At 32.5% G+C, this 11,787-nt stretch carries 9 protein-coding genes and 2 tRNA genes; all 11 read right to left on the bottom strand.

Features of this window, described 5'->3' with window-relative positions:
* Positions 1-39 precede the first annotated feature (39 nt).
* Positions 40-309 (bottom strand): 30S ribosomal protein S15, encoded by a 270-nt coding sequence (gene rpsO / locus M9400_RS01315; RefSeq protein ID WP_250232628.1) that lies wholly within the window; start codon positions 307-309, stop codon positions 40-42.
* A gap of 343 nt (positions 310-652) precedes the next feature.
* On the bottom strand, positions 653-1,423 hold the full coding sequence (gene truB / locus M9400_RS01310; protein WP_250232627.1) for a tRNA pseudouridine(55) synthase TruB: 771 nt from the start codon (positions 1,421-1,423) through the stop codon (positions 653-655).
* Between the two features lie 17 nt (positions 1,424-1,440).
* Positions 1,441-1,830, bottom strand: a complete 390-nt coding sequence (gene rbfA / locus M9400_RS01305) for a 30S ribosome-binding factor RbfA (RefSeq protein ID WP_250232626.1) — start codon at positions 1,828-1,830, stop codon at positions 1,441-1,443.
* Positions 1,831-1,934: 104 nt separating this feature from the next.
* On the bottom strand, positions 1,935-4,604 hold the full coding sequence (gene infB / locus M9400_RS01300; RefSeq protein ID WP_250232625.1) for a translation initiation factor IF-2: 2,670 nt from the start codon (positions 4,602-4,604) through the stop codon (positions 1,935-1,937).
* Positions 4,605-4,633: 29 nt separating this feature from the next.
* Entirely contained in the window at positions 4,634-6,145 is a 1,512-nt protein-coding gene (nusA, locus tag M9400_RS01295; protein WP_250232624.1) for a transcription termination factor NusA, read from the bottom strand.
* 465 nt (positions 6,146-6,610) lie between these two features.
* Positions 6,611-6,684 (bottom strand) — tRNA-Met (locus M9400_RS01290).
* 70 nt (positions 6,685-6,754) lie between these two features.
* Positions 6,755-6,841 (bottom strand) — tRNA-Leu (locus M9400_RS01285).
* A gap of 183 nt (positions 6,842-7,024) precedes the next feature.
* On the bottom strand, positions 7,025-7,300 hold the full coding sequence (gene secG, locus M9400_RS01280) for a preprotein translocase subunit SecG (protein ID WP_250232623.1): 276 nt from the start codon (positions 7,298-7,300) through the stop codon (positions 7,025-7,027).
* A gap of 173 nt (positions 7,301-7,473) precedes the next feature.
* On the bottom strand, positions 7,474-8,826 hold the full coding sequence (gene glmM, locus M9400_RS01275; protein WP_250232622.1) for a phosphoglucosamine mutase: 1,353 nt from the start codon (positions 8,824-8,826) through the stop codon (positions 7,474-7,476).
* Between the two features lie 11 nt (positions 8,827-8,837).
* The gene (folP, locus tag M9400_RS01270; protein WP_250232621.1) at positions 8,838-9,677 is read right to left on the bottom strand and encodes a dihydropteroate synthase; all 840 of its coding nucleotides are present in this window, start codon (positions 9,675-9,677) and stop codon (positions 8,838-8,840) included.
* Positions 9,678-9,805: 128 nt separating this feature from the next.
* Positions 9,806-11,743 carry an ATP-dependent zinc metalloprotease FtsH gene (gene ftsH / locus M9400_RS01265; protein WP_250232687.1) on the bottom strand — a complete coding sequence of 646 codons (1,938 nt, stop codon included), beginning with the start codon at positions 11,741-11,743 and terminating at the stop codon, positions 9,806-9,808.
* Between the last annotated feature and the right edge of the window lie 44 nt (positions 11,744-11,787).

The raw sequence follows: 11,787 nt of genomic DNA, 5'->3' as shown, positions 1-11,787 counted from the left end.
TAAATACATTATGATGTTAATTTAATTTGTAAATTTATGCTAATGACGTAATCCTAAATTTTTTATTAAATTGGTATAACGTAATACGTGATTTTCCTTTAAATATTTCAACAATCTCCGTCGATGAGCAACCATTTTAAGTAATCCACGGCGACTATGATGATCTTTCTTATGTTTTAAAAAATGATTCTTCAAATAATCAATACGTTTAGTTAATAAGGCAACTTGTACCTCAGTAGAACCAGTATCTTTCAGATCATGACCAAATGTAGAAATTATTTCTATTTTCCTTTTAGCACTCCAAGACATGCAAAACACCTTCTATTTTTAGAAACCTATGTATAAAGATAAATTATATTTTAAACTGAAGTCAAATAAAACTTTGAATTAATATTCAATGTTCTATTTTAACCGCCCATCTCATTAAAAAATAAATAAATTAAATAACAGCAAAACACAACTTCTTGTGCATAATACATAACTATTACGGATTTAAATTATTATTCTGATCCGCTTCTTTATACACAGTACAAGTAATACAGTAATATTTATATGTGTATTATCTAATGGAATAATAATTAAAATTATATTCTACATATTGTATTCTTAATTTAATTTAGTAATAACGTATACTCTATAATTTCACTTATTATTAACTATATTTAGTGCGTTCAAGCGCAATCGAATGCATTGGTATTAATAATTCATCTAACTTACAAAAAGCTTCTAAATCGTCAAAAGAATCATTATAAAAAATAGTTTCCAGGGTTTTTATATTTATCATAGAAGAGGAGATATATTTTCCAACTGATAAACGACGCAATGCTACGACGTGTGCTCCACAACCTAAGGCTTCCCCAATATCATTTATCATACTCCTAATGTAAGTTCCTTTAGAGCAACTAACATCTAACTCGATAATATTTTCTGTCTTTTTAAGAAGACTTAGATTATATATATGCACTATCCTAGGTTTTCTAGGAACAGTTATTCCCTTTCTAGCATATTTATATAAAGGCAGTCCACGATATTTTAATGATGAAAACATAGGAGGAATCTGATTTTTTACTCCTTTAAAAGATTCTAAACATTGTTTTAGTTTAGTATTATTTAGTTGTACAGATGCAACACGAACAATTATTCCATCTGAATCAAAAGTATTGGTACTTGCTCCCAATTGAGCTATTACTTTATATCTTTTGTCACAATTCAACAAATATTTAGCAAATTTAGTTGCCTTTCCAAAACAGACAGGAAGCATTCCTGTAGCCAAAGGGTCTAAAGTTCCAGCATGTCCTATTTTATTTGCACAAAAGAATTTATTGATTTTGTTTAATAACGAACTAGAAGATATCCCCTTAGGCTTATCTAACAATAGAACACCATTAATATCTCTAATTAATCTGTTATTGTATCTATTCACTAATAACCCTAATATATTTAACTTAATTTCTTTACTTCCATCTTTTTTGTAACGGTAGTAATTAAATCATATACCCTTGCTCCTTCACTTAATGAAGAATCATATTTAAATAACAAAATGGGAGTGATACGTAAACACATAGTATTAGCCAGTAAAAAACGAATAAAACGTGAGGCACGTTGTAATATTACAATAGCAGAATTTATTTCTTCTAGACTATCTTTATCAATAAAAGTAACGAAAATATTAGCGTTTTTTAAATCTCTAGATACTTGCACTCCTGAAACAGTAGGTCTACCTATACGGATATCATTGATTTTATGTTGCAAAATAATAGAAACATTTTTATGTATTTCTTGAGAAACACGCTGAGTGCGGTAGTAGCTATTTTGATGCTGAATATACATTTCCTTTACCTTTTATAAAATAACTACACTTAACGTTAAAATATAAGTCTCCCCTTACTCTGAATTAAATAAGGGTTCAATAATCAAGTATATCCTATTTAAGGTTATATATGAGGCATCTTTATAGTATCAAATACTTCAATCATATCTCCAGAATGAATATCATTATAATTTTTTATACTAATACCACATTCTACCCCACTTCGTACTTCATGAACGTCATCTTTAAAACGACGTAATGACTCCAATTCGCCTTCATAAGTAACTATGTTATCCCGTATAATCCTAATCTTTTTGTGGCATTTTATCATCCCCTCAACAACTATACAACCGGCAATATTCCCATATTTTGGAGAACGAAACACATTCTGTACCTTTGCTAAACCAATACTCTCATGTTTGTATCGTGGAACCAGCATACCGTGCATCATTTGTTTTACTTCATTTATTAAATCATAAATCACTGAATAATAACGTACATCTATTTGATCTAATTCAATTATACGTTTTGCAGAAAGATCTGCTCTAACATTAAACCCCAAAACAACTGCATTATAAGCTACTGCTAATGCGATATCAGTTTCAGTAATACCACCGATAGACGAAGATAAAATCTTTACTATTATATTATTAGTTGATAAATTTGCTACAGATTCACGAATCGCCTCAGAAGAACCTTGTGTATCAGATTTGATGATTAAATTCAATTCAGGAGTACTACCGCTGGTAGTACTCTTAATATTAGCAAAGATATTTGCTATATTAGGTTCTTTTTGACGAGCCAATTTTATTTCTCGAGATTTGCTTTGACGATATATCGCTACTTCTCGTGCTTTTTTTTCATCCCGAACCACAATAACCATTTCTCCAGCATCAGGTATTCCTGACAAACCCAATAATTCAACCGGGGTGGATGGTCCTGCTGAAGTAATATCAGAACCAAATTCGTTGCGCATAGCACGCACACGCCCATACTCTGTTCCACATAAAATTATATCACCACATTTTAGTGTACCTTCACGAACTAAAACGGAAACTACAGGACCACGTCCTTTATCTAAAAAAGACTCAATAACCGTAGCACTTGCCATACCGCAGCGCATTGCTTTTAATTCTAATATCTCTGCCTGTAATAAAATAGCATCCAACAAACTATCTACTCCATCACCTGAAACAGCAGAAACATTTATAAACTGCGTATCGCCCCCCCAATCTTCTGGAATAAGACCATGATTATTTAGATCATTTTTTATTCGTTCAGGATTTGCTTCTGATTTATCAATTTTATTTATTGCTACTACTACGGGAACGTTAGCAGCTTGAATATGCTGTATTGCTTCAATAGTTTGAGGCATAACCCCATCATCAGCAGCTACTACTAAAACTACAATGTCCGTTAACTGAATGCCACGAGCACGCATAGCTGTAAACGCCGCATGCCCAGGAGTATCGATGAAAGTAATCATTCCATTATCAGTATTTACATTATATGCGCCTATAGTTTGAGTAATACCTCCTATTTCAGAAGATGCTATCTTAGTCGAACGAATATAATCAAGAAGAGAAGTTTTTCCATGATCTACATGGCCCATAACAGTAACTATCGGAGCCCTATTTTCGGTCATAGCACAACTATTAATACGATCATTCATAATTAACTCTTCTAGTTCGTTGTCATGGCGCAAAATGACTTTATGTCCCATCTCTTCCGCTACTAATTGAGCCGTTTCTTGATCAAGAATTTGGTTAATAGTTGCCATGATTCCCAATTGCATCATCACTTTAATAACACACGAGCTTTTTATTGACATTTTGTTAGCTAATTCAGCTACACTTATAGTTTCTCCAATAATAATATCACGATTAATTACTTGAACAGGCTTATTGAAACTCTGTAGTAATACACTTTGTTTGCGCTTATTTTTACTTATTCGATTTGAAACATACAACTCTTCTTCTTTACCAAATTCATCAGACATAATCGCATATAGATGATGATTGTTGCTTCTTTTATGTTGCTGTTGTTTAGTTAATTTTCCTCCACTTCGATTCCGCGTACGCGTACGAGAGCGATTACGTCGTTCATTTTCTAATTTTTGATTGTTATTCTTTTCTATTAATGAAGGCATACAATACAATTTGCCACTGTTATGATTATTTTCTAAATTAGGACAAATTACTTTTTCATTTTCAACATTCCAATTATCTTCAGATTTATTTTTAATTAATTGTGTTGTATTTTTTTCTTGTAAATATTTTCCTTCAACTTTACGAGAATACACTTTTCCTATCACTTTTTCTTTACATCTTACTGATTCAGAATAACGATGATTTTTTTTAGAATTTTGCGTTAAAAAAAACGGATTTATAGTATTATCTACTTTTTTATTTACTAATTTATTTTCTTTAGTTACATCAGCCAACTCATGAGTAACATTAGATACCATTTTATTTTTTAAGTCAATACACTCTGGTTCTTGTAAAGTAGTATATTGTATGTATGTAAGTTTCTTGCGTATCTCTATGTGCACTTGTTTACTTTTACCGCCAATACCAGATACACTCAAAGTGCTACGTGTTTTTCGTTTCAATGTTAATTTATTAGATAATCCTTTTTTATTATCATTCATATATTTAAACAAAATTTCTTTTTCTATTTGAGTTATAATATCTTTTTCTGTTTTAAAAATGCCAAAATATGAAAACCATTGTATTAATTGATTTACCGACGTCTTCATTTCCATAGCAAATGATTGTATGGTGCTATTTATCATGGCGTTCCTTAATTATTACATTAATAACATTAATGTTTACTATCATTATTAAACCAACAAATATTGCGAGCTTCCATAATTAATTCTCCAACTTTTTCTTTGGTTACCCCTTCGATGCCGGACAGAATCGATATGTCTTGTTCAGCTAAATCTTCTAATGTAGAGATACCACGTTTGATTAATTTTAATGCCAATTCATATTCAATATTAGACAATCTCAACAATTCCATAATAGGATTAATAATAACAGTATTATTATTGTCTTTAACGTCTTGGTTATGTGTAATAGAAAAATTTTTTAAAGCATTTTTCGCACGGTTCCTAATTGCCTCCACTGTTTTAGTATCAATTTTTTTTATCGATAACAGTTCTGTTATAGGTACATACGCTAATTCTTCAAGTGAAGAAAATCCTGAATCAATTAAAATTTTAGCAGATTGTTCACTAATATTTAAGGTGTTCACAAAAATATTGGTAACAGCACATATTTCAATCTGACGCTTTTTCTCTAACTCATCTACAGTCATAATATTTAATTCCCAACCACTTAATTGAGATACTAGACGAATATTTTGTCCATTTCGTCCGATAGCTTGAGCTAAATTAGATTCTTCTACTGAAATATCCATTGTATGCTTATCTTCATCTATAACAATGGATGCGACGTCAGCAGGGGACATAGCATTAATAACAAACTGCACAGGGTTATCATCCCATAATACGACATCTACGCGTTCTCCTCCTAATTCACTAGAAATAGCCTGAACACGTGCTCCCCTCATACCCACACAAGCGCCTATTGGATCAATACGCTTATCATTTGTTTTGACAGCAATTTTTGCTCGTGAACCAGGATCTCGAGCGGCAGTTTTAATCGTAATTAATTCTTCTCCAATTTCAGGTACTTCAATGCGAAACAATTCAACCAACATTTCAGTTCTGGTTCGACTTATAAACAATTGAGGACCCTTAAAATCTGGTCTTACTAAGTACAGAATACCACGAATTCTATCTCCTAATCTAAAATTTTCACGCGGCAGCATCTCTTCTTTATTAATAATTCCTTCAGCATTATTTCCTAAATCTATATTAATGCTATCTCTATTAATTTTTTTTACTATGCCCGTCACAATGTCACCTTGACGACTTAAAAACTGTTCTATAATAATTGCTCGTTCAGCTTCACGTACTTTTTGGACAATAACCTGTTTTGCAGTTTGTGTTGTAATACGATCAAAACTAACAGATTCAATAACATCTTCAATATAATCATAAATTTTAATTTTTGGATTTTCAAACCGAGCAGCATCTAATGTAATTTCCCTAGTGGGTTGAGTAACTTGTTCTACTACAACCCATCTCCTAAACGTGTTTATCTGACCTGACTTACGATCAATCACAACGCGCACTTCAATATCTTGTTCATATTTTTTTCTTGTAGCAGCGGCTAATGCAATCTCTAACGCTTCAAAAATTTTTTCCTGAGGTACAGCCTTTTCATTAGAAACTGCTTCTACTACAGCCAAAATCTCTTTATTCATCTTAGTTATCTCAAAAATCTATTCTTAATAACTACTAAGTTATCACTTGATTTAAGTAAATTTTTTAAATATAAAAATCTTTTAGTCATTTTTATTCAAAACACAAAATTACCTCGGTTACCAACTTAAATTTTTATAACAATCATGATTAAGTAGACAAGCGCCAATCCAGCCTCCTGCTGTATATCAGACAACCTTATAGCACGTATAACAAAATTCTGTTTAATATTATGAAACTAATGAATCTTGACAAATTTTCATATAAAATAATTAGCAATCTACTTGTTAGATACTAAATATTACTAGTATCGGAATAAATCCATCAAGACTTTCTAGATGTTAATTGGTTACTGACAAACCAATTAAACAATTGATGGCTTTTAAATAAAAACATGAACATATTTTCATTATTTTTTATTTTTTAATACAATACTTATATCGAATCGCATACTGTATTTAATGAGGTTGCGGGGGTCGGATTTGAACCAACGACCTTCGGGTTATGAGCCCGACGAGCTACCATACTGCTCCACCCCGCGTCAATACCAAAACGATATAATTATACACCATACAACTCTAAAAAATCAAATTATTTATATTACAAAGCAATACCGAGGACGGGATTCGAACCCGCAATCTCAAAAAAGAGAAACTACCACCTCAAAGTAGCGTGTCTACCTGTTTCACCACCTCGGTATTGATGCAAATATCATCATCAAAATAATATATTAATATCACTATTATTTACATTGATTACTAATTATACATGTCTACATATATACTTGTTTTTACCATACATGAATAAATACATTTGTCTGATATATTACGATATATTGCGTTTTCCATGAAACTAATGTTTAAATAAATTTTAATTTAATATTAGAATTGACTATTTCGTGCACTATTTTGAATATGTTTTTGATTTTGTTTGCTATTCATGTTTCCTAATAACAAACTAAGTACAAAAAACAATATAGCTAAAATTACTATTAAACGAGTTATGCCATCACTAAAACCTCCTGAACTTAGCATATCATTTAAAGATCGATTACTAAACATTCCTCCAGAATCGTTACCTTTATTTTGTTGAAACATAATCAATACGATTAAAGCTACCGCTATTATTACAAATATAACTAAAAAAGTTTGATACATAACGTTATATTATCCTTACATAAACATAAATTATCACAATTAAATAATAGCTATGCTCTTAATTTTATACTTATATTAATTTCCTTCATATAAAGTAGTATAAGTTAAACAACTTACTACAATTAATAGTACATGATATATAGCACAAATGTTAAATTTAACTGTCATCGTATTTATTTCATTTGCGATCTTATTACAGAGGCAATTCTATTAGCTAAATACAATATTTTATCATAACGTTTTCCTTCCACCATAATACGAATATATGGTTCAGTGCCGGACTTACGTAATAACACACGTCCTTGTTCAGATAATTCCTCTGCTACTGCTTTAGCCTCTTTTTTAACTAAATCAGATTCTAAAGGGCTATCAGTACCAGAACAATATACATTAACTAAAATTTGGGGGAACAAACACATGTCATTGCATAATTCATATAAACTTACGCAATTATTTACCATTGCAGACAATATTTGAAGAGCAACAATAATACCATCTCCTGTAGTAGTTTTATCTAAGAGTACAATATGTCCTGAATTCTCCCCTCCTATATGCCAACCTTTTTTTTTTAACATTGCAAGCACACAACGATCACCGATACCAGCACGTATAAAAGGAATATTTAACTGTTTTAATGCCGAAACGAGTCCCATATTACTCATAAGAGTGCCTACTATACCTCCTGTTAGTTGCTTATTACGATACAATTTTTCTCGGGCGATAATATATAACATTTGATCACCATCTACTTTATTTCCAAAGTGATCAACCATAATTACTCTATCGCCATCTCCATCATAAGCGATGCCTAAATCTGCCTTTTTTGCCAATACCTGAGCACGTAGTTGCTGAATATTTGTAGCACCACATTCTTTATTAATATTTACTCCATTTGGACGACACGCAATAGTAACCACTTTCGCGCCTAACTCACGAAATACACTTGGAGCTATTTGGTAAGTAGCTCCATTAGCACAATCTACAACTATTTTTAATTTTCTCAAACTAAGATGAGCTGGAAAAGTTCCTTTACAAAATTCTATATAACGACCAGCTGCGTCAACAATACGATTAGCTTTTCCTAGTTCTTTTGGATCAACGCATGTTAAAGATTTATTTAATTCTATCTCTATAGAACGCTCTACTTCGCTATCTAATTTGGTACCCTTAATAGAAAAAAACTTAATACCATTATCATAAAAAGGATTATGCGAAGCAGAAATTACAATACCAGCCTCAGCCCTAAAAGCGCGAGTTAAATATGCAATTGCTGGAGTAGGCATAGGACCAGTTAATGCTGCAGACAAACCAGCAGCAGCTAGTCCAGATTCTAATGCTGATTCTAACATATACCCAGAAATACGAGTATCTTTTCCAATAATAATTTGATTAGATCTACTTTTACTATAACGACTCAATACCTTGCCTGCAGCCCAACCAAGCTTCAAAACAAAATTTGGAGTGATTGGAGCACTCCCAACTCTACCTCTAATACCATCGGTACCAAAGTATTTGAGGCGCTTCATATTAGGCTTCCTTACTTTTTTGCATGTTGAAACATAGTTTTAACTACTTGTAATGCTTCTGCCGTTTTTTTGACATCATGTACACGAATAATTCGTGCGCCTTGTATAGCTGAAATTACTGCACAGGCAATACTACCTATTAACCTGTTTTTAGGATTACGTTGATTGTCACTAAGGCTAAGCATCGATTTACGTGATATACCAACTAATAAAGGTAAACCAAAACGATGAAAATATTTCAAATTAGCTAAGAGTTGATAATTATGTACTAAATTCTTTCCAAAACCAAAACCAGGATCGAGTAATATTTTATCTCTGGTAATACCAGCCGATTCAAAGCGAGATATTTGTTGAGAAAAATATTCACTTACTTCGGCTAAGATATTAGAATATTTCGGAAAATTTTGCATTGTCCTAGGTTTGCCTTGCATATGCATTAAACATACTGATAGCTTACAATGTACTGCAGCTTGCATAGATCCTTTGGTAGTGAGAGAACGTACATCATTAATTAAATGAGCACCAATAGCCGCACTTTCACGTATTATTAATGCTGATGATGTATTTATCGAAATACAAGTATCAAAACGTTGTGCTATAGCGCGTACTACAGGTATAACACGTTCTGCTTCTTCTTCGTCACTTATAATATCGGCTCCAGGTCGTGTTGATTCTCCGCCCACATCAATTAAAGTGGCACCATTAGAAATCATATGAAATGCATGATCAATCGCTTTAGAAAGAGTATAATAATTTCCTCCATCAAAAAAGGAATCAGGAGTAACATTCAAAATACCCATAATTTGAACTTCAGAAAAATTTAAATTATATTTATTCACAGCCAAATTCATAAATTCACATACATCCCTAATATATTGTTTTAAATTAATCTATATATTATTTTGTTTCTATAAAATAGAAAATATTTTTTTATAAAATGGCGGATATTTATTTTTTCATGTAAATTACCACAATATTATTATAATGCAGTATCAGAATTATCATTATAAGATTCTCTGTTTACTGATTTTGGTACTTTTACTGAAGAAATACAAGAAGAATCATTCTTATCGTTACTTGTATCAGACGAACCATGTTCCCATCCAGATGGAGGTTCAATTGATTTTCTATTCATCAAATCATTTATCTGAGACGCATTGATTGTTTCATATTTTATTAATGCATCTTTCATAGAATGAAGGATGTCTACATTTTCAATTAAAAGATTGTGAGCACGAACATAATTTTTTTCAATCAAAAATTTAATTTCCTGATCAATAATGCGAGCAGTTTCATCAGACATATGCTTTGCTTTAGCTACTGAACGTCCAAGAAATATCTCTCCCTCTTCCTCTGCATACAATAACGGACCAAGTTTTTCAGAAAATCCCCATTGAGTTACCATGTTCCGAGCGATAGAAGTGGCGACCTTAATATCATTAGATGCGCCAGTAGATATTTTATTTGGACCATAAATTATCTCTTCTGCAAGTCTACCTCCATATAACGTAGAAATTTGACTCTCTAATTTTTGTCGACTTGTACTAATTGCATCACCCTCTGGTAAAAAAAATGTTACACCTAAAGCGCGCCCCCTAGGAATTATAGTAACTTTATGCACTGGATCATGCTCTGGAACCAATCTGCCGATTATAGCATGGCCAGCCTCATGATAAGCTGTGGATTCTTTTTGAGCTTCTGTCATCACCATAGAACGACGCTCAGCACCCATTACAATCTTGTCTTTAGCTTTTTCAAATTCCGCCATTGATACCATATTCTTATTTTCACGAGCTGCAAATAATGCTGCTTCATTCACAAGATTAGCTAAATCAGCCCCTGAAAATCCAGGTGTTCCCCTAGCAATTACTAATATGTCTACATCCGATGATAATGGTACGTGATTAATGTGTACTTTTAATATTTGCTCTCTACCTCTAATGTCTGGTAATCCCACGACTACTTGACGATCAAATCGACCCGGCCTCAATAAGGCTGGGTCCAGTACATCTGGACGATTAGTGGCAGCTATGACAATAATTCCTTCATTTCCTTCAAATCCATCCATCTCTACTAACATCTGATTTAAAGTTTGTTCTCGTTCATCATGTCCTCCCCCTAATCCTGCTCCTCTTTGACGACCAACTGCATCAATTTCATCGATGAAGATAATGCATGGTGCAGCTTTCTTGGCTTGTTCAAACATGTCCCGCACACGAGATGCTCCAACACCAACAAACATTTCTACAAAATCAGAACCTGAAATAGTGAAAAATGGAACTTTTGCTTCTCCAGCAATTGCTTTTGCTAAAAGCGTTTTCCCAGTACCAGGAGGGCCTACCATTAATACTCCTTTTGGAATTTTTCCGCCTAATTTTTGAAATCTACTAGGTTCACGCAAATAATCTACTAATTCTTTTACCTCTTCTTTTGCCTCATCACATCCTGCTACATCCGCAAAGGTAGTCTTAATTTGATCCTCAGTTAACATACGTGCTTTACTTTTTCCAAAAGACATTGCGCCCTTGCCACCTCCTTGCATTTGACGCATAAAGAAAACCCATACCCCAATTAATAATAGCATTGGAAACCAAGAAATAAAAATAGATGTAATTAAACTAGGTTCTTCTGGAGGTTCTCCAACAACTTTTACTTTTTTGGTTAAAAGAATATCAAGCAATTTTGGATCATTTACTGGGATATAAGTGGTATAGCGATTACTATCCTTTTTTATAACAACAATTTCACGACCGTTAATACGAGCTTCTTTAACTTGATCTTGGTTTAAATCGTACATAAAAGTAGAATAATCCAATTTACGACTACCCGAGTCGCTAGGCCCGAAACTCTGGAACAAAGACATAAAAACTATCGCAATAACCAACCAGAGACCTAGGTTTTTAGCCATATCACTCAAAAGATTAACCTCGCATTGCATTACAACAAAATTTGAATAGTTTT

Origin of the sequence: Blochmannia endosymbiont of Camponotus sp. (assembly GCF_023586085.1) — a bacterium.
Classification (GTDB): Bacteria; Pseudomonadota; Gammaproteobacteria; order Enterobacterales; family Enterobacteriaceae; genus Blochmanniella.
This window is presented reverse-complemented; position numbering and strand designations above follow the sequence as displayed.

Excerpts from the sequence above, each read along its gene's own strand:
- nusA (WP_250232624.1), bottom strand. The coding sequence starts at position 6,145 with ATGAATAAAGAGATTTTGGCTGTAGTAGAAGCAGTTTCTAATGAAAAG.
- rbfA (WP_250232626.1), bottom strand. The coding sequence starts at position 1,830 with ATGTATATTCAGCATCAAAATAGCTACTACCGCACTCAGCGTGTTTCT.
- glmM (WP_250232622.1), bottom strand. The coding sequence starts at position 8,826 with ATGAAGCGCCTCAAATACTTTGGTACCGATGGTATTAGAGGTAGAGTT.
- infB (WP_250232625.1), bottom strand. The coding sequence starts at position 4,604 with ATGATAAATAGCACCATACAATCATTTGCTATGGAAATGAAGACGTCG.
- folP (WP_250232621.1), bottom strand. The coding sequence starts at position 9,677 with ATGAATTTGGCTGTGAATAAATATAATTTAAATTTTTCTGAAGTTCAA.
- secG (WP_250232623.1), bottom strand. The coding sequence starts at position 7,300 with ATGTATCAAACTTTTTTAGTTATATTTGTAATAATAGCGGTAGCTTTA.
- rpsO (WP_250232628.1), bottom strand. The coding sequence starts at position 309 with ATGTCTTGGAGTGCTAAAAGGAAAATAGAAATAATTTCTACATTTGGT.